Raw genomic sequence first — 18,042 nt, 5'->3', positions numbered from 1 at the left:
TCGCGTCCACGAAAGTTGTTGCTGACTGGCTGTGCAAGGCTGGCCGAGTTTACCGGCTGAGCAAGGGAGGCAGAACGGACCGGCTGGGCCACCCTGGCCGAGTTTACCGACTGAGCAAGGGAGGCAGAACGGACCGGCCGGGCCCCCCGAGCCGATCAGGAAACACGCCGGCGCTTCGGAAACGGAATCCGGTCCAAGTCCTCGGCAGCGATTACAAGAACCTCGGAAGCGACGGCGGCCCTCGCCTGCTCCGCCAGCACCCCGACATCCGGGTAGCGGGACGAGAAGTGCGTGAGCACCAGCACGCCCACACCGCCGCGGGCTGCGAGCGCGCCAGCCTGCCCTGCGGTGAGGTGCAGGTACTGGGCGGCGAGGCCGGCGTCGTCGTCGCTGAAGGTGGACTCGGCAACCAGGAGGTCCACACCATCGGCAAGAGCCTCGGCGCCCGCACACTCGGCCGTATCCATGACAAACGCGAAGCTTTGCCCCGGACGCGGCACGCTGACGTCCCCCAGTACGACGTCGGCGAGCCGGCCCTCGCGCTGGAGGCGCCCGACGTCAGGCCCCGCAATCCCCGAGGCAGCGAGCCGGTGTGGCAGGAGCGTGCGCGAGTCAGGTTCGCTGAGCCGGTAGCCGTACGCCTCGATGCGGTGATGAAGGGGCTCCACCGAGAGTCCATCGGCGATGGAACCAGCGGAACCGTGGGGCTGCAGCCGCAGGTCGAGACCCGGAGTGGCCAGTGAAACCAGCGCCCGGACCACCTCCTCACCCGAGGCCGGATAGTGCAGGTAAACGGGATGGTGAACGCCGTCGAGCACCATACGCGAGAGCACACCGGGCAGGCCGAAACAGTGGTCGCCGTGGACGTGGGTGAGGCAGATGCGATTGATGTCGGTCGCGGATACGCCCGCGTAGGTCATCTGCCGCTGCGTGCCTTCCCCCGGATCGAACAGCAGCCCTTCGCCGTCCCAGCGCAGCAGATAGCCGTTGTGATTGCGTGTACGCGTGGGAACCTGCGACGCAGTACCAAGGATCACGAGTTCACGCATGGCACGAGTCTGTCACTTCGGGGGCCGGACAGCCTCGACCTGTTCGTAGGTGTCCAGCCTCATCCAGCCACCCCTGCGGAAAACGGGAGTTCCAAGGAGCAGAACCACCACCGTCAGGGTGCAGGCACCGAGCATCACTACGGCCATGGAAACCGAGTTCCCCCCGAGTACTCCCACCAACGGACTGACGACACCGGCAACACCGGACTGCAGCGCGCCGATCACCGCGGCGGCGGTCCCGGCCATATGCCCGTACGTGTTCAGCGCGAGGACGGAGGCGTTCGCGGGAATCATTCCCTGGGTACCGAGCACCAGCCACAACGCCACCATCAATCCGAGGACTCCGCCGAAACCGGATGCGGCAACAGCCACCAGAACAAGGGCAAACACAAGCTGCACCACAGCCGCCGCTCGCAGCAGACGGGCCGATGAGACCTTGCGCACCAGGGCCGCGTTGAGCTGCGCGGAGGCCACCAGGGCCACCCCGTTCAGTGCGAACACCAGCGCAAACTGGGTCTGGCTCAGCCCATACTCGTCCTGAAAAACAAACGGCGAGCCGACTACATAGCTCATGATCACGCCGAGCCCCAGCCCAGGGATGACCGCGAGCGACATGAACCGCACATTCCGGAACAGGTGCCAGTAGCCGCCAGCAATATGGCGTACGTGGCCGGGCCGGCGTCGTTCCTCCGGCAGAGTCTCCGGCATCCACCGCCAGACGATAGCCACGAGCACCAGCCCGATCAGGGCCAGGGCATAGAACACGGCACGCCATTCCCACAGACCGGCAATGGCCTGGCCAACGGTCGGCGCAAAGAGGGGTGCGACGCCAATGACCAGCATCAGCCGCGACAGGAGGCGCGCGGCGTCGGACCCGACAAACCGGTCGCGGATCACGGCGATAGCAACCACCGAAGCCGCAGCGTTAAAGAATCCCTGTAGCACGCGCAGGGCAATGAGCGTGCCGATATCGCCGGCGATGGAACAGAGCACCGAGATCACGACGTGCAGCAGGATTCCCACGATGAGAGGCTTCCGCCGCCCGAAGCGATCCGAGAGCGGACCAATGACGAGTTGCCCCACGCCGCCGCCGAGCAGCATCCCCGAAAGCGTGAACTGGACCGCCGCCTGGCTGGCCCGCAGATCCTCGGCCACCGCCGGTAGGGACGGCAGGTACATATCCGTGGTGATGGCAGGCAGGGCGGCGAGGGCGCCAAGCATGAGGATGTATTTGATGCCGGGCTTGTAGCGGGGTGTTTGCGCTGGCTGCGCAGGGGTGGAACTCACCTGCGCAACTCTAGTCCTGTGGACTGGCGCATGGGCGATGTTCTGAAACGTTACGAACCCGGCATCCGGCACCGGCCCGATAGGGTGGTCGGGTGACTGATCGGGGGACCGTACTGGAGGCCGAGCGCCTCCTGGTCGGCTATGCGGGCGCACCGGTGTGCGGGGAATTTTCGGTGAGTGTCAGCGCGGGGGAGGTTCTCGGCGTCGTCGGTTTCAACGGCGCGGGGAAGTCGACGGCGGCACGCACCCTGGCGGCCCGTCAGAACCCGATCTCGGGTGAGGTCAAAGTGCACGGACTCCTGGCAAACCCCGACGCCGTACCCTTCCGCCGCGAGGTCTCCGCAGTTTTCGATGAGGACCTCTTCTTTCCCTCCCTCACGGTCCGCGAACACCTGCTCCTCGTAGCGCGCGGACACTCGCTGCCCCAACCCGAAGCGGTTGTGGAGGAGGAATTGGACTTCTTCGGGCTGAACGAGCGGGCCGACGTCGTCCCGGAGCAGCTTTCCTCAGGACAACGACGGCGCACCCTCCTCGCAGCCGGGCTTCTGCGCCCGGCCTCCCTGCTCATTCTCGACGAGCCCGAACAGCGGCTGGACCCCGTGATGCGGGAAGCGTTGGGACACCGCATCCGGACAATGGCCGAGGACGGCTGCGCGGTTGTCCTCGTCACCCACGATCCGCAGTTGCTGACCAGCACCGCCACCGACTGCCTGGTGATCGACGACGAAGTCACGCACTCAGCGCCGGAACGTGGCGCGGCGATCATCGCGGGCTCCTGATGGGCGCGGCGCCCGCACAGGAGGTGAGCTCCGCCGTCGACGTCGTCCGCTTCACCCGGCGGTCCTCGCGCCGCTACAACCGTGCACGTACCTCATTCGGGGACCTGTTCATCGACGTGTACACGAGCGTGCTCGCACTAGCGTGTGCCGCGGCGCTCGCGGTGTCGTTTGTGCTGACGCTGCGCGGTGAGTTCCTGGACCGCGAGCCGGGCGCGAGCGGCATCATCCCGAACCCGGTTCTCGTCATCCCGGACCAGGCACTGTGGGTCCTGCTGACGTTCGCGGTGCTCGCCGTCGTCGTACTCCTGGGCCGGCGGCTGGGACCGATCGCGCTCGGCGGGCCCGAGAGCGCGTGGTGGCTGCCGCTGCCGGTCGACCGGCGGCCCATGGTGTGGAGGCCGTTCCTGAAACGGACAGTCGCGGTGGGCATCGGGTCCGCCGTGCTGTACCTGCCGTTCAGCGTCCTGACCGAGCTTGACCGGCCGCTCGCTGAGCACGGGTTCGCGGCGGCCACGTTCGGGGGACTCGCCGCGGCCGCGCTTGGCGTAGCGGCTCTACTGCAGCTGAAAGCGGGCAGCGGAATGCTGCGGGTCCTTGTGCCTGCCGTATTCCTGGCGGGCAGCGCTGGGGTGGTGGTGCTGGCGCCGTCGGTCTGGACGTCGGTGCTGGGCCTGGTGCTGCCCGTTCTCCTACTACGCGTGATCTCACCGCTCGCCGGCACCGTGCCGGGTGCGGAACTGATGCGGGCGGGCGGGGTATCCGGGCACGTTGGCGCGTCGATCTTCCTGATGAACTCGAACGAAGTCCTGCGAGCCCTCAGCGGCGGCGCTCGTTCCGCCCACGGCCGCGGCGCACGCTTCTACGCCCGCCCCACCCGACGGCCCTTCGTCGCGTTGCTGCGCGCCGACGTCGTCGCCTTCCTTCGCCTGCACCGGACGCCGACGACGGCGCTCGCCTGGCTGGCCGCGTGCGTTGCGGTGATGCTGGTGGACGGTGGTCTCCCAGTTTTCGCCCAGTTGGCGGCGGTTGTAGTGGCCGGCTGTGCGACGGCGTCCGGGTTCGGCGCCGTCGCGCGGCGGACGGCCCTGGTCCCCGAACTCGGCGGGCTGGTCCCGGTCAGCCAGACGCTGGTCCGCTCCAGCAGGGCCGTCATGCCCGCCGTCGTAATGGTGGCCTGGATGGCGCTGCTCGGAGCCGTACTTGTTGTCCTGGGGGTGGTCGGGCCCCTGCTCATTCCTTTGGCGGCGCTCGCAGGTGTGGGAATGGGTGCGGGCTCTGTCCGCGGCGCTACCCGGCCGCCCACTGACTGGACAGCACCGCCGGTCGAAACTCCCTTCGGGCCGGTGCCGCGCGCGCAGTTCGCTTCCTCCCTGCGTGGCGTTGACGTCACTGTGCTTAGCATGATCCCGGTACTCCTCACGCTGTACCTCGGAGCCGTTTTCCTCCCGGTGCTGCTCGTGCAGGCGGTAGTCAGCGGGGTGGTGTTCCTCGTCGTCGCGATGACCGCGTCCGAAGGCCAAGGGAACGCCTAACCTCACGGTGAGCGGCCTGCGTCGTACTTTTATTGAGCATTGAAGCGAAACAGCCGGCTGGACTTTACCGCTTGATGCCATTCTTCGCATGGAATGAATGAAACTTCATCAAAGGCGTTGTGTTATTGCTGATTACGCCGTGCACTATATGCAGGAAGCCATCTGCATGCTAAAAGCATAACGAGAATATCTAAACGAGTGACTAGACCGTTCTTGAAACGATTCTCGTAAGCGTACACCTGAGATCTGCGCCGATTGCGCACTTCCGCACGTTGAAAAACGAGAAAGTGGTAACTATCACATACCTCATCGAGGACGTGAGCGCATTACTTTGGAGCAAACTTGTTTGATTTGCCCTGGAGGTATTTACACCTTGCAAAAACACTCGTACTTTTACATCGGTTCCCGGTTCACCTACCGAGAACCACCATCATTCCCACCTCCCGGAATCCAATCGATTCCGGGCGAGAGAAAGCAGTTCAATGGGTAATACCAAATCGAGGAAGCAGGGTTTCCTCGCACTGTCCGTCGCTGCGGCGGTCGGTGCGATGACCTTCGTTGCTTCCCCTGTGATCGCCGCGCCCAACCCCAGCGGTGAAGCTGACGCCGGAAAGGCAACCGCGTTCGTCCAGAACGTCGCGGAAGGCGAAAGCTACAGCAAGTTCATCGTGACCTACAAAGCATCGGCTGCAAACGCAAACGCCAAGGGCCGCGCAAACGCGTGGGGTCTCGCTGCAAAGGAGCAGGGAGTCTCGGTCAAGGAAGTCCGTACCCTCGCAACCGGCGCCACCCTGATCTCCTCCAGCAAGCCCCTGGCCGGAGAGGACGCGAAGAACTTCATGAAGGACCTCGTCGCTTCCGGCACCGTTGAGTCCGTAGAGCCAGATGTGAAATTCACGGCGCTCCTGGATCCTAACGACACCCGCTACAACGAGCAGTGGGACTTCACCGGCCAGAACGGCATGCGCACACCCGGTGCCTGGGACACTTCGACGGGCGTTGGCGCCGTGGTTGCGGTCATCGACACCGGCATCACGTCCCACTCGGACCTGAACGGCAACATCCTGCCCGGCTATGACTTCGTGGCTGACGCATCAGCAGCCCGCGACGGCAACGGACGCGACGCCAACGCCCAGGACGAGGGCGACTGGTACGGCGCAGGCGAATGTGGCCAGGGCTCGGCCGGCCGGTCATCGTGGCACGGCACGCACGTAGCCGGCACTGTTGCGGCAGTGACCAACAACGCCAAGGGTGTAGCGGGCGTTGCACCGGATGCGAAGGGTGTTCCGGTCCGTGTACTCGCCAAGTGTGGCGGATCGCTGTCAGACATCGCTGACGCGGTTATCTGGTCCTCGGGCGGATCAGTACCCGGAGTTCCAGCAAACGCCAACCCGGCGGACATCATCAACATGAGCCTCGGCGGCGGCTCCTCCTGCAGCAGCACCATGCAGAGCGCCATCAACGGTGCCGTCTCACGCGGTACCAGCGTTGTGGTTGCAGCAGGTAACAGCAACGTCGACGTCTCCGGCGCCATGCCGGCAAACTGCAACTCCGTCATTGCCGTTGCAGCCAGCAACATCGACGGTGGGCGCTCGTACTACTCGAACTACGGTTCGCTCGTTGACATCACCGCACCGGGTGGCGACACCCGCAACGGCGCCGCGGGCGGCATCCTCTCGACCCTGAATGCGGGTTCGACGACGCCGGCCGGCGAGAGCTACGCCTCCTACCAGGGAACCTCCATGGCCGCCCCGCACATCGCCGGTCTGGCAGCACTGATGGTTGGTGCGAAATCTGACATCGCCCCCGCCCAGGTCGAGGCGACGCTCAAGGACGGCGCACGCACCCTTCCCGGCAGCTGCTCCGGCGGCTGCGGTGCCGGCCTCGTAGACGCAGCGGCAACGCTGGCCCTGCTCGGCGGCGGAACCGATCCCGATCCCGATCCGGATCCGGACCCGGAACCCTCCGGCAACCTGCTGAAGAACGCCGGCTTCGAAGAGGGCGGCGCGTCCTGGACATCGAACTACGCCGACACCTTCGAGAGCGGTGCGAACGCACGTACGGGCAATGGCTATGCGGGACTGAACGGCTACGGACGGTCCAGCTCCTACACCCTGGACCAGTCGGTGACCATTCCGGCCAACGTCTCCGCGGCTTCGCTGAACTTCTTCCTGAACGTCGCGAGCAATGAGGGAACCGCCTACGCCTACGACACGCTCCGGGTGCAGGTGATCGACGGGTCCTCCACCAAGACCCTCGCCACCTACTCCAACAGGGACAAGTCGTCCGCCTACGCCGAGAAGGTTCTTGACCTCTCTGCGTACAAGGGCAAGACCGTCAAGCTGCGCTTCCTCGGTGTGGAGGATTACTCCTACGCAACCGTCTTCCGTATCGATGACACTTCGGTAACCACCAGGTAGAGGTCCCGGAATAGAGAGGCCGCCGACCGCATCCCCACATGCGGTCGGCGGCTTCTTGCGTCTCTTGCGCGTTGGGCGCCGTTACTATTCGAGCATGACGAAGAAGAACCTGGTGATCGCCTTTCGGCTGGTATTCGCGGCGCTCTCCCTTGCCGGCGTCGTCGTGCAGCTCACGATCTCGCTGAACTCGGATTTCGGCGCGGTCAACTTCTTCAGCTACTTCACGATCCTCTCGAACATCATCGCCAGCCTTGTATTCATCATCAGTGCGGTCCGCCTGGCACGGAACTATCAGACCAACGATGTGGACGTCGCCATTCGCGGCGGGTCGGTTGTCTATATGGTCTTCGTGGGAGTCGTGTTCAATACGCTGCTTCGCGATGTCGAGCTCGGTGGGCTGCTGCCCTGGATCAACACCGTTCACCATATGGTGATGCCGTTGGCCGTGCTGGTCGACTGGATCGTGTGGCCGCCGCGCTCACGCATCAGGCTGCGGACCGTCTTCGTGTGGATGATCTTTCCGGTTGCCTATGTCCTCTACTCGCTGATCCGCGGAGCGGTGGTCGGGTTCTATCCTTACCCGTTCCTCGATCCCACGGTGCAGGGGTACGGCGGTGTTGCGCTGTACTGTGCCGCGTTGGTGGTCGCGTTCGCGGTGCTGGCACTGCTGGTGCGCTGGATCGCGAACAGGGTTCAGCACGCGGGTGCCGTTACCGCTGGAGGATGACCTTGGAGGTTTCGAAGTCGACCGGCGCGGAGGTGTGTTCGTGAACGATCCTCCAGCCGTCGTCGAACTTTTGCAGGACCCACGTCAGCCGGTTCTGCATGGAACCGAGTTCCTCACCGGTACTGCTGACCTCCCGGTAAGTGATGATCGCGTGCAGGGTGGCCAGTGTGTCCGTGAGGGTCGTCTGCACATCGGCGAAATCGACGCCCACGCTCTGCTCGCCCAGCGAGCCGAACCACTCCTCCACGGATGTCCGCCAGGCGGACGCACCTTCGTGGCTCCAGACGACCCAGAGATCGAAGAGGCGGACGCCGTCGTCGTACAGGGAAAGCAAGCCGCCGACGTCCTTGGCGCGGACGGCGGCGGCGTAACGCTGCGGAAAGGTCTCGACCTCGTTCACGGCATCCCGTCGACGCCGGCCTGACCCTGAACGCCGGCTCCGGGGTACTGGTGGGCGTTGTGCGGGCGGTCATCCTCGAAGGGCTTGCCGTCCTCATCATGGCCGTAGGTGCGGGGACGGTTGAGGTCGCGTTTGCGTGCCTGGAGGCCGAGGAAGAACATGACGATGCCCTCGAGCAGCAGGAACGCGCCGATCGCGGCGAGGAACCAGGCCAATCCGTCAGCCGTGCCGTTGATGATCTCGGCCATCGGAGCCAGGAGCAGGAAGAATCCGGCGAGTAGTGACGTGCCACCGATCAGCAGGAGTTTGGTGAAGGTCATGACGGTCCCCCTTGAATAGTCGTTCTTCCATTCAATCAGCGTTTACCCGGCAGTGGCTAGGCGGCCGGGTGTTCGTGGTCCGATCGTAACGAGATCGGATCCACCAGCGTGCCCGACTGCTCCCGCATCCACCACAGACCCGTGGACCGCTTTTCCTCGCGGGTGCTGAAGCGGTAGCGGAAGACCCGGGCGCGGATGTAGCGGGGTGGTTCGCCGTCGAACGGGTCATGGCGGATCAGTTTCAGGATCTTTGGGTCGGCCCGCAAAAGCTTCACAAGCAGCGGGCTGAACCAACCGCCGTCGGACCCAAGTGCGAGGAACCACATCAGCCAGTCCAGCCGCAGATGGTACGGCGCGTACTGTCGCGGCATGCGGCTAGGGTCGCCGGGCTTGCCCTTGAACTCGTATTCGCGCCACCGTGAGCCGGGGGCGCCGTCGTCGATGGTGCCCTCGATGATCACCTCGTACCGAGCCTTCGTCACGCTTCCGAACGCGCCGTACGCGTTGACCAGATGGAAGCGGTTGAAGCTGGCGTTCATGAGCTGGCGCTTCGCGAACAGGTTCCGTAGCGGTTGCCAGCTCAGGTAGGCGATGAACGCGGCCATCAGTACGACGACGACGGTGAACCAGACCGGCGTCCGCCCGTACGCTGGTTCAATGGTGACCTGGAAGAGGGCTTCGTAGAAGGAGTCGGGGACGGCGCCGAATGTGAGCACGATGGTTATCCAGTTCAGCCACGCGAAGTTTCCGGAGATCACGAGCCAGGCCTGGGTGGCAATGATGATGACTGCGGCTATCCCTGCTATCGGCTGGGGTGCGAAGAGGAAGAACGGCACCACGAGTTGGGTGAAGTGGTTTCCCGCAACCTCGATGCGGTGCAGCGGTTTGGGCAGGAGATGGAAGAACCGGCTGGCCGGGTTCGGCATGGGCTGGGTTTCGTGGTGGTAGTAGAGGGCGGTGAGGTCCCGCCAGGAGCGGTCACCGCGGATCTTGATCGTCCCTGCACCGAACTCAAGGCGGAACACCAGCCACCGGATGGCGAGGAGTACGAGGAGCGGGGGATCGACGTCGTTCGAGCCGAGGAACGCCACCAGGAACCCCGCTTCGAGCAGCAGGCTTTCCCAGCCGAAACCGTAGAACACCTGACCGATGTTCACGATCGACAGGTAGAGCGCCCACATCATGAGGAATGCAACCATCGGAAGCCAGGGAGGGCCTGCCTGCGGTAGTCCTGCTATCAGGAGGGCGGCAATGGCGGCGCCGATCCAGCATGTGGTGAGTAGGAGCCTGTCCGAGTAGCGCCAGCGGAACAGTGTGGGCCCTGCGCGTTTGCCGACGCGCTCGATGAATCTGGGCGCGGGGAGGAGTCCGCGTTCGCCGAGCAGGGCCGGGAACTGGTTGATGGCCGAGACAAACGCGATCAGGTAGATGGCGGCGACCCCGCGCTGAAGGATCTGCCGGCCTATCTCGTATCCGTCGGCGTCGAGCCAGTCCATGCTTCAACGATTGTTCTGTGCTTCGGTGGCGTCAAGGGGCGGGCTCGGCGGGTCTTTGGATAAGCGCCGCAAGCTGGCCGACCCTCTGGGTTACGATTCCTCCATCGACCGCGAACTGGTCGCGGCACAAGGGGAAATCCATCATGAAAAAGTCTTTCGTTACCTCCTGCGCGCTCGCAGTAACTCTGTTGCTGACCGGCTGCGGCGGCTCCAATGAGGCAGCCTCGGACGCACGTTTTTCTGCACCCTCGGACGCAGCTTCGTCTGCCGCTGAAGCGCCCTCCACAAAGCCCACGACGACGGCGCCTCCTGAGCTGGTCAGCAAGGCTGAGCTTGAAGCTCGGGTAGCCTCGCTAACTGACGCCTTGGATGCCCCTCTTCAGATCGTTCCCCCGCAAGAGGCGGAAGCCGGAGTGGCGAGAGCCGAGGAGGCGATGGGGAGTTCCACTATCCACCCAGAGAAGTGCCGCGAAATGGTCATGCACAACATGGAGTTGGGCCGTACCAGGGCCACCGGAGGGCTGCTGGGAATGGGGGCATCGGACGATGAAGGTGGTGTACTTCTGGCCGCGCTACTGGACGGTTCGACCGATGACGCCGTCGAGCGAGGATTCACTATGGATCGTGAGCAGCTCAAGGCCTGCTCCTCGATGACGATTTTGATAGGGGAATCGACGACTACGCTCACCTCCGAGGAGCTACCGCAGGATCCGATCGGCGAACAATCCTATGCTCTTCTGGCAATCGAAAAGGTCGGCCCCGGAGGAGCGGTGTATACGCTGTCGGTGAATGCGCGCGGCAATGGCCTTATCGCATCCGTTCAGACAGTTGGGACGGTTGAACCGGACGGAGCCGCACAGGACCAACTCGCCGACCTGGCTGCGCAACTGCTGGAGCCGAGTAAGCCGTAACGGATGCAACCCTGGCTTTCAGGAGTTGGGACATTTGGCTGAGGTGTCCGCAGGGTGTTGCCTCCTCGAGAGTGCAGGCGTTGCAGGCATTGCAGGCAACGACAGCAGAGGATGCATTCTCCGAGAAGACATATGGTCAACCCGCTCGACGAGCGGTGCAACTTAGGAATAGGGAACATGAGAGCAAGAGCCACAGCAGCAGTTTTGGTGACGACGGCGGCACTCGCCCTGAGCGGCTGCGGCGTCTTGAGTGCCAATTTGGGCGGTGAAGCGGAGGCACGTGACGGCGCCGCCGTACCTGCGGATGGTTGCATCGGCGGATGGGAGGGGTGGTGGAACTCCACTCCCGTTGACGGAAATGACGAGCACCTGCCCCAGCAGACGGTCACAATCCTGACTGACACAGGCCGCGTCATCGACACCTTCGACCGTTCCGGCAACCTCGCCGGCGATGCCGAAACCACCGGCGTCGACTATCAGCCGGAAGGCGACGAGACCTGGCCGGCGAACTCCGCCGTGGTCGTCGACGCCGAGACCGGCGAGACGATCAAGATTATTCCCATCGAGCCGGGAACCAATGTGTGCGGCGAAACACCTTGATCCGCTGAAATAAGCTAACGTGCACCCGGCAGGATGAACCCCGACTCGTACGCCGCGATCACGGCCTGGGTGCGGTCGCGCACGCCGAGCTTCGTGAGGATCGACGCGATATGGCTTTTCACCGTTTCCACACCGAGGAACATCCGCTCCGCAATCTCCTGATTGTTGTACCCGCGGGCAAGATTCTGCAGCACCTCATTTTCGCGGGCGCTCAGCCCTGCACTGCCGACAACATCGTTCCCAGCCACGCCGCCATGCCGTTGACGGTCAGCAACCAGCTGTCTCAGCTTCGAGGGGAAGACAATCGACTCACCGCGGGCAACAGCACGAACCGTCTGAATGAGTTCCTCCGGCTGTGAGCGCTTCAGCAGGAAACCGTGGGCGCCGGCTTTGAGCGCATCGTAAACGTAGTCGTCACTCTCGAAAGTGGTCAGGATCAGGATCCGCGGGGCATGAGGCAGGAGCCCGGAATTGGCCACGAGCTGCGCTGTCGCCTCAATCCCGTTCATCTGCGGCATCCGGACGTCCATCATCACCAGGTTCGGCTGCAACCGGCGGACCTGCGACCAGACTTCCCTGCCGTCGTCGGCCTCGCCCACTACATCGAGGTCCTTCTCCAGGGACAGGATGGCCGCAAGACCGGACCGGATGAGTGGTTCATCATCCACAAGCAGGATCCGAAGAGTTTCACCCACGGGCACTCCCAACAAGGGGAAGCGAGACGTCGAGGGTCCACTGGCCGTCTGCCGCACAGACCCGCACGCTTCCGTCCACCAGCCGCGCCCGCTCCCGGATGCCGTCCAGACCTCGACCACCGCCGGCCGAAGATGAAGGAGAAGACGAACCCACAGGGTTGCCAAGGATCAGCTGCAGAGAGCGTTCACTGCGCAGGACCTGAAGCCGGGCTTCGCGCGGAGACGCGTACTTCAACGCATTGGTCAGCCCCTCCTGCAGGACCCGGAGAGCGGCAGCCGAGGCGGCCGGGGGCAACCCGGCCAGCGCGCCGTCGTCGTAATCGGTCACCACAACCAGCCCCTGCGAAGTGAACCGCTCCACCACGGTGGGAAGCTCCTCGAGCCCCGTTTCGGCACCCACGGAGCCGGAGGAGCGCAGAATCCCGATCACCCTGTCCAGCTCAGCGAGTGCTGCCCGGCCGGTTTCGGCGGCGGTGTGCATGGCGCGTGCGGCAGCGTCAGGATCGGTCGCCAAGAGCCGCTGCGCCGCTGTGGACTGCAGTGTTGTGACGGTGAGGGCGTGACCTACGGAATCGTGCAGCTCACGGGCAAGTTCGTTCCGGCGTGCAGCCGCCCGTTGCTGCTCCGCCTCAAGCGCCGACCGTTCGGCGGCGTCCGGGCCCAGCATGCCCTCCGCCCAGTGGGGCAGCGCCGACCCGGCGAGAACGGTGAAGACCGTGATCGCGACGCTGAGGCCGAAGGTCCAGAGCACCGCCGTCGTCGTGTCAGTGAAAGGGACGACGACGGCGGCAAGTTCCGCGACATCCTCCATCCGGCCGGCGAGGAAAGAGACTGTGATCGTAACGACGAGCGGGATGGTGACCACCAGCGTCACCAACAGGAGCGATCCGGTGAGCAGGTGGACCATGTACCAGGCGACTCCACGCCAGCGCCGGGAGGGACGGTCGAGGCCGATGGGCTCCGGAAGGTCGATGGCCAGCAACTCCCGCACCGCGGTCCGCTCGAGGGCCCGGGTGGCCGAAAGGCTCGCCGGTACGGCCAGCAGCGCGACGAGGAGCGCAAACGCCACGGCCGCCGAGCCGGAGCTGACCGAAGCCAGCTGCGCCGCCCAGATGAATACCGCGAAATACGGCACGGCGAGCAGGGTGCCGATCATCATGAAGACGAAGTGCCTGGCAATGCGGGCTGTCCGCCTGGGCTTGCGTCCGCGGTCGGTCATGGCCCTATTCTTGCTCATCAAGGAGCTCAGGCGGACTGCCCGCAGATGCCACACTGTCCGCGCCGCTTGAGGTAGTAGGCGAGCGTCGCCGCCGCGAGCAGCGGACCCCACACGATCCAGAGGAAGGCCGGTGCACCGGTGGCCCAGTTCTCGGCGTCGAACGGGACGCCGCCTGTGATATCAGCGGTGAAGAGGCGGATGATCTCGGTGCCCGCGGGCACCACAACGACGGAGACCAGGCTCGCCGGAATAACGGCCAGCAGCACAGGAACGGACCGTCCTCCAATGAATGGAACCCAGCGCGGGAACACCGACCCCCAGCGTTGAATCAGGCCGAGCGTCAGCAGGGTGCCGAGCAACGCCATCGACGCCAGACCCAGGCCGGCGTACACCCCGCCGCCGGCCTGCAATTCGCTGAGCAATTCTGTGCTGAGTCCCAGCGGAATTCCGGCTGCCCAGGCGAACCGGGTGAGCGCATACGCGGCCGGTATCACCGCGGCCGCAATCGTCACCGGCTTGCCCCAACGCCGGGCGGACGCAGCGGTGAACCGGTTGTTCCCGCGTCCGCAGGCGAGGCACGCGCCGACGCTTCGACGAACGGCGACGACGGCAGTCCCCACCCACATCGCAACACCGGCAAGCACCGCGGCCTGGTGCCCGACGATCGGCCAGTGGAAGTCGATGTCCAAAGAGCCGGGATTCACCAGGAAGTTGATGAGCAGAAAGGGTACGTAGCCGAGCATCGTCAGGAGCCGGCTGTCCACCACGAGCAGAAGCGTAATGCCGGCATAAACGACAGCGAACGTAACCGCCGCGCCCGCGAGGAGCCGGCCCGGCCGTCGTCGTACGTGGATTGCCAGGGCGAGTCCGCCGCCGAGTACCGCAAGGGCTGGAAGCACCCAGTGCAGTACGTCGCCGAGCGGTCCGTTGAGGGGCGCATGTTCGGCAGGTGCTGCCGGATCTGCCAGCGGCAGCCGACCGCCAAGTACGACGACGGCGGCCGCCACTGCCGCGTAGGCGAAGGCTGCGATCGAGGTGATGAGCGGGACGGCGGGTAGCAGTTTGGTTGGGCGTTTCAAGGATTGCTGAGTCATGACTTCAGTCTTGTTTCGCGTTGCCGCCCGCGAATCCCTCCCGCGGATGAGCGGCATCCCCCAAGCGGGGGAACTTACGTGCACCTATGGCGGCTTCCACCGCGGCGAAGTCGCCGTAGCTGCACGAAAGTTCCGGATTACGGGGTGTTACGGGGTTTTGGCTGCCCGCGGCTCGATGGTGATTGAGGTGACCTCCCGCAGCTTCGGCGCGGAATGGTCCTTATCGTCAACAACGCCGGTGTCCCAGCGGAGATTCAGGCCCTCAGGTGTTACCTCGAGGCTCGCGAGGTTGTTATCGAACCACGGGCTCTTCAGCGTTGACCAGTGGAACGGTGGATGAGGAATGAACTTGGCGAGCATACCTCCCACGGGCCCGGCAACCCGCGTGGACATCAGGGCCGCGACCCAGCGCAGCGCCGGCCGCAAAGGGTTGCGGATGGGTGAGCAGACCGCCTGAAGTACGCGGGACTGCATGGGCTGGTCCACCTCCTCGATGTAGGAAAAGTGCACGTCACCCGACAGGAAGGTCACAGTCTCGGGAGCCTTGCCGCGGCGGCCCTGGGCAACTTCTGTGGCCATGGCGGCAACGGCGCGGAAGGTCGACGGGAAGGCAGCCCAGTGTTCAAGGTCAATGGCCTGCCGGATCCGCTCGCCGACAGCGGCAACGCGCTCTCCCCAGCGGCCGTCGGCGAGCACGGCATTCCACTCCTCGATATGGTGCAGCCCGCGCGGTAACAGGAACGGCAGGGATGTGGCCACGAGGAGATGGCGGCGGTCGCCCTGCATCCGCTCGTCCAGCCACTGCAGTTCCTTGCCGTCCAGCATTTCGCGCTTCCCGGGTTCGAGGACGCGCGCCGCCCGGGAGTCGAGCACGATCAGCCGCACGTCACCGAAGTTCCGGCAAAAACTCCAGCGGTACCGTTCAGGATCCCGGTCCGCTTCCTCGACCAGGGCTTCAAGGACGGGGCTGAGTTCCAGTTCGCCGGGGCCGCGGTGGGAGACGATGGCCTGCCAAATCTCGTCGTCGGCCCTGTCTGCGGGCGACAGGTTACCGAGGTGCTGGTAGACCCAGTAGGACGCGAGCCCGGAAACGATCCGGTCCTTCCACCAGGGGATGCTCTCAACCTTCCGCTTCCAGAGCAGCGAGGAGTTCCAGTCGTCGCGGATGTCGTGATCATCGAAGATCATGGCGCTCGGAAGGGTGGACAGCAGCCAGCGGATGGCCGGGTTGGACCACGCGAGCCGGTAAATCTGTGTGTACTCCTCGTAGTTGCGCAGTTCAGCGTCAAGCTTGGTGGTGATTCCGCGGTCGTCCCTGATGAGCTGCAGCATCTCGTTGCTCGGAATGTCCGCGTACACCTGGTCCCCGAGGAACGCAATCAGGTCCGGCTGCGGGGACCCATCGCGGGAGGCGAGATCCAGCGCGAAGGCCAGCAGCGAATCCACACCGTGGGTCTTGTGCGCGGCAAGGTCGTTGGCCTCGCTGGTCCTGCAGGATCCGAACGCCAGCCGGAACGGGCGCTCAGGATCCACGGTGCGGATAGTGGAAGGCGGGAAGGGTGATCCTTCTTCGGGCCACACCTGCTTGTTGCCGATATGCACGGTGTAGGGGAGCGTGGCTCCGGGTTCCAGCCCGCCGATCTCAACCAATGCGTAGTGATGTCCATGGATCGAGAACGTGCGGGCATCCCACTCGCGGTCGCCGGCACGAACAACGACGACGCCGGCCACCCCGGTTTCCACCCATACGCTCGCCGAGGTCTCGTCGACGAACCGCAGCAGAGGGCCGAGCATCAGGAGATTGTCCATCGTTCATTTCTACCCGGGTTCGCGAGGGCCGCGCTATGGGGGCGTCCAGGAACAGTCCGGTCTACGGCCGCGTTTCGGGTGACCGCCGCTGAATTGTGTCAACAAATTCCAGCTATCGTCCGTGCAATTTTGTCCGAGCCGTTCAACCGATGAAGCTGTTGCCATGACACCTGACCAGCCACCCTTGTGGCGCCGTGCCGTAGCGGAATTCCTTGGCACAGCCATGCTCGTCGCGATCGCCGTCGGTTCCGGGATTGCCGCTGTACGGCTGTCGCCCAATGACATCGGCCTGCAGTCGCTGCAAAACAGCACCGCCACGATGTTTGGCCTAACCGTACTGATCCTGGTTTTCGGGCCGGTGAGTGGGGCTCATCTTAACCCGGTGATTTCGCTTGCCGATTGGTTCCTGGGGCGGCGTACCGCTTCAGGCCTGTCGCTGCCGGATCTCGGCGCCTATGTTGTCGCCCAGGTCACGGGGGCAATTGGCGGCAGCGTGCTCGCGAATGCGATGTTCGACGTTGGGACGGCCGTCTCATCCAAAGAACGCGACACTTCCGGGTACATGTTGAGCGAGATCGTTGCCACAGCCGGGTTGATTCTGCTGATTTTCGCCCTGGCGGCAACGAATCGGGGCGCGCTCGCCGCGCCGGCGGTCGGCGCCTATATCGGAGGTGCGTACTGGTTCACGTCCTCAATGTCGTTCGCGAACCCCGCGATGACCGTCGGACGTATTTTCAGCGACACTTTCGCCGGCATTGCGCCAGGCTCCGTGCCCCCTTTTGTCGTAGCACAGTTGATCGGCGGTGTAGTGGGCGTCGGACTCCTGCTCCTACTCTTTCCGAAGGTCAAACACGCCGCCGGCGACATCGTTATACCGCACCCGGCAGAAGCGGTCATGGCCCCCGGCTTCCATGAAGAGCCGGCCGGTCCGTCGCATGCGATCCCGGCAAGCCCCCAGATCCCGATTAACGGCGGGGCAAAGCCGAACTAGCGGCTCCAGGTGACGTACTCCGCCCACAGGCGGTCAACGTCGTCGTCCTCCCCGGCCGCTTCCCGCAGGAGCAGGCGGCCGGTCGATTCGAGGTGCTTGCGCATCGATTCGGCCGCGGCGGTGGCGTTGCCGTGTTCGACGGCGGTGAGGATCGGCAGGTGCTCGGCGTACACCTCCTCGAGGGACCGGGACTTGCGCATGGTGGACATGCCGACAAGCCGCGTGGCATCGCGCAGGTTCTCGATGATCCGGATGGTGTGGCTGTTGCCGGCGAGGTTCAGCAGGAGGGCGTGCAGCCGCTGGTCGTGGAGGAGGAACGCGCCCTCATCGCTGTCCTGGACCGCTTGCTGCATCGCCTCGCGTTCGGTTTCCAGCGCTGCACGATCCTCCGCGGAAGCCCGCCGTGCCGCCTGCGCCGCTGCCGGTATTTCGAGCGCCATCCGGACGGCCATGATTTCGGCCAGCTCCCGTGCGCCGGGCAGCACCACGCGGAATCCCCGGTTACGCACAATCGACACCATGCCCGTTTCCGCGAGCCGGAGCAACGCCTCGCGGACCGGGCTGCGCGAAACGTCGAGCTGATCCGCCAACTGGTACACCGAATACAGCTCGCCCGGCACGAAGGTGCCGTCCCGGATGCCCTCGCGCACGGCGTCGATGGTGCGCTCGGTCAGGGACGGCGGGCGGGGAGTGGAAGGCATGTCACCAGAGTA

General features: G+C 64.7%; 17 protein-coding genes. 7 read left to right on the top strand and 10 right to left on the bottom strand.

Features of this window, described 5'->3' with window-relative positions; all coding sequences use genetic code 11:
- Positions 1-155: 155 nt before the first annotated feature.
- Positions 156-1,049: a ribonuclease Z gene (locus tag BJ994_RS14175; protein WP_167995082.1), complete on the bottom strand. Its 894-nt coding sequence runs from the start codon at positions 1,047-1,049 to the stop codon at positions 156-158.
- 12 nt (positions 1,050-1,061) lie between these two features.
- On the bottom strand, positions 1,062-2,336 hold the full coding sequence (locus BJ994_RS14170; protein ID WP_342450382.1) for a multidrug effflux MFS transporter: 1,275 nt from the start codon (positions 2,334-2,336) through the stop codon (positions 1,062-1,064).
- A gap of 92 nt (positions 2,337-2,428) precedes the next feature.
- Between BJ994_RS14170 and BJ994_RS14165 the strand changes: the two genes are divergently transcribed.
- The 4 genes from BJ994_RS14165 (at position 2,429) to BJ994_RS14150 (ending at position 7,794) form a co-directional block, all read left to right on the top strand.
- Positions 2,429-3,115 carry an ATP-binding cassette domain-containing protein gene (locus BJ994_RS14165; RefSeq protein WP_167995080.1) on the top strand — a complete coding sequence of 229 codons (687 nt, stop codon included), beginning with the start codon at positions 2,429-2,431 and terminating at the stop codon, positions 3,113-3,115.
- 23 nt (positions 3,116-3,138) lie between these two features.
- Complete coding sequence (locus BJ994_RS14160) at positions 3,139-4,647, top strand: DUF6297 family protein (RefSeq protein WP_342450381.1); 1,509 nt, start codon at positions 3,139-3,141, stop codon at positions 4,645-4,647.
- Between the two features lie 482 nt (positions 4,648-5,129).
- A complete protein-coding gene (locus BJ994_RS14155) occupies positions 5,130-7,067 on the top strand; it encodes a S8 family peptidase (protein ID WP_209066890.1) in 1,938 nt (645 codons plus the stop codon).
- Positions 7,068-7,161: 94 nt separating this feature from the next.
- Positions 7,162-7,794 (top strand): Pr6Pr family membrane protein, encoded by a 633-nt coding sequence (locus BJ994_RS14150; protein ID WP_167995076.1) that lies wholly within the window; start codon positions 7,162-7,164, stop codon positions 7,792-7,794.
- Here BJ994_RS14150 and BJ994_RS14145 read toward each other — a convergent pair.
- From BJ994_RS14145 to BJ994_RS14135, 3 genes are read right to left on the bottom strand one after another with little or no spacing between them, the layout of a single operon-like run.
- Entirely contained in the window at positions 7,778-8,194 is a 417-nt protein-coding gene (locus tag BJ994_RS14145) for an SgcJ/EcaC family oxidoreductase (RefSeq protein WP_167995056.1), read from the bottom strand. The genes BJ994_RS14150 and BJ994_RS14145 overlap by 17 nt on opposite strands.
- Positions 8,191-8,514: a hypothetical protein gene (locus tag BJ994_RS14140; protein WP_167995054.1), complete on the bottom strand. Its 324-nt coding sequence runs from the start codon at positions 8,512-8,514 to the stop codon at positions 8,191-8,193. The genes BJ994_RS14145 and BJ994_RS14140 overlap by 4 nt, the downstream gene beginning before the upstream one ends.
- 56 nt (positions 8,515-8,570) lie before the next feature.
- Complete coding sequence (locus BJ994_RS14135; protein ID WP_167995052.1) at positions 8,571-10,010, bottom strand: lipase maturation factor family protein; 1,440 nt, start codon at positions 10,008-10,010, stop codon at positions 8,571-8,573.
- Positions 10,011-10,153: 143 nt separating this feature from the next.
- Between BJ994_RS14135 and BJ994_RS14130 the strand changes: the two genes are divergently transcribed.
- Together BJ994_RS14130 and BJ994_RS14125 are read left to right on the top strand one after the other, a co-directional pair.
- Entirely contained in the window at positions 10,154-10,921 is a 768-nt protein-coding gene (locus BJ994_RS14130) for a hypothetical protein (protein WP_167995050.1), read from the top strand.
- Between the two features lie 177 nt (positions 10,922-11,098).
- Positions 11,099-11,521, top strand: coding sequence for a hypothetical protein (locus BJ994_RS14125; RefSeq protein ID WP_167995048.1), 423 nt, complete (start codon positions 11,099-11,101; stop codon positions 11,519-11,521).
- 14 nt (positions 11,522-11,535) lie between these two features.
- Here BJ994_RS14125 and BJ994_RS14120 read toward each other — a convergent pair whose 3' ends face one another.
- From BJ994_RS14120 to BJ994_RS14105, 4 genes are all read right to left on the bottom strand, one after another.
- A complete protein-coding gene (locus BJ994_RS14120) occupies positions 11,536-12,216 on the bottom strand; it encodes a response regulator (RefSeq protein WP_167995047.1) in 681 nt (226 codons plus the stop codon).
- Positions 12,209-13,435 (bottom strand): sensor histidine kinase, encoded by a 1,227-nt coding sequence (locus BJ994_RS14115; RefSeq protein WP_167995046.1) that lies wholly within the window; start codon positions 13,433-13,435, stop codon positions 12,209-12,211. Before BJ994_RS14115 ends, BJ994_RS14120 begins: the two co-directional genes overlap by 8 nt.
- Positions 13,436-13,461: 26 nt before the next feature.
- The gene (locus BJ994_RS14110) at positions 13,462-14,529 is read right to left on the bottom strand and encodes a hypothetical protein (protein WP_167995045.1); all 1,068 of its coding nucleotides are present in this window, start codon (positions 14,527-14,529) and stop codon (positions 13,462-13,464) included.
- Positions 14,530-14,676: 147 nt separating this feature from the next.
- Positions 14,677-16,338 (bottom strand): alkaline phosphatase D family protein, encoded by a 1,662-nt coding sequence (locus BJ994_RS14105; RefSeq protein ID WP_167995044.1) that lies wholly within the window; start codon positions 16,336-16,338, stop codon positions 14,677-14,679.
- 163 nt (positions 16,339-16,501) lie between these two features.
- On the opposite strand from BJ994_RS14105, the gene BJ994_RS14100 reads away from it, so the two are divergent.
- On the top strand, positions 16,502-17,329 hold the full coding sequence (locus tag BJ994_RS14100; protein ID WP_167995043.1) for an aquaporin: 828 nt from the start codon (positions 16,502-16,504) through the stop codon (positions 17,327-17,329).
- On the opposite strand, the gene BJ994_RS14095 is transcribed toward BJ994_RS14100, so the two are convergent.
- Positions 17,326-18,030: a GntR family transcriptional regulator gene (locus BJ994_RS14095; protein ID WP_167995041.1), complete on the bottom strand. Its 705-nt coding sequence runs from the start codon at positions 18,028-18,030 to the stop codon at positions 17,326-17,328. The genes BJ994_RS14100 and BJ994_RS14095 overlap by 4 nt on opposite strands.
- Between the last annotated feature and the right edge of the window lie 12 nt (positions 18,031-18,042).

It is taken from the genome of Arthrobacter pigmenti (genome assembly GCF_011927905.1).
Lineage (GTDB): Bacteria > Actinomycetota > Actinomycetes > Actinomycetales > Micrococcaceae > Arthrobacter_D > Arthrobacter_D pigmenti.
Note: the sequence above shows the minus strand (reverse complement) of the source record. Positions and strands in the feature narration are given on the sequence as shown.

What these genes read in the sequence shown, in the direction of transcription:
- BJ994_RS14175 (WP_167995082.1), bottom strand. Translation starts at nt 1,049, where the DNA reads ATGCGTGAACTCGTGATCCTTGGTACTGCGTCGCAGGTTCCCACGCGT.
- BJ994_RS14155 (WP_209066890.1), top strand. Translation starts at nt 5,130, where the DNA reads ATGGGTAATACCAAATCGAGGAAGCAGGGTTTCCTCGCACTGTCCGTC.
- BJ994_RS14150 (WP_167995076.1), top strand. Translation starts at nt 7,162, where the DNA reads ATGACGAAGAAGAACCTGGTGATCGCCTTTCGGCTGGTATTCGCGGCG.
- BJ994_RS14140 (WP_167995054.1), bottom strand. Translation starts at nt 8,514, where the DNA reads ATGACCTTCACCAAACTCCTGCTGATCGGTGGCACGTCACTACTCGCC.
- BJ994_RS14135 (WP_167995052.1), bottom strand. Translation starts at nt 10,010, where the DNA reads ATGGACTGGCTCGACGCCGACGGATACGAGATAGGCCGGCAGATCCTT.
- BJ994_RS14130 (WP_167995050.1), top strand. Translation starts at nt 10,154, where the DNA reads ATGAAAAAGTCTTTCGTTACCTCCTGCGCGCTCGCAGTAACTCTGTTG.
- BJ994_RS14125 (WP_167995048.1), top strand. Translation starts at nt 11,099, where the DNA reads ATGAGAGCAAGAGCCACAGCAGCAGTTTTGGTGACGACGGCGGCACTC.
- BJ994_RS14115 (WP_167995046.1), bottom strand. Translation starts at nt 13,435, where the DNA reads ATGACCGACCGCGGACGCAAGCCCAGGCGGACAGCCCGCATTGCCAGG.
- BJ994_RS14110 (WP_167995045.1), bottom strand. Translation starts at nt 14,529, where the DNA reads ATGACTCAGCAATCCTTGAAACGCCCAACCAAACTGCTACCCGCCGTC.
- BJ994_RS14105 (WP_167995044.1), bottom strand. Translation starts at nt 16,338, where the DNA reads ATGGACAATCTCCTGATGCTCGGCCCTCTGCTGCGGTTCGTCGACGAG.
- BJ994_RS14100 (WP_167995043.1), top strand. Translation starts at nt 16,502, where the DNA reads ATGACACCTGACCAGCCACCCTTGTGGCGCCGTGCCGTAGCGGAATTC.
- BJ994_RS14095 (WP_167995041.1), bottom strand. Translation starts at nt 18,030, where the DNA reads ATGCCTTCCACTCCCCGCCCGCCGTCCCTGACCGAGCGCACCATCGAC.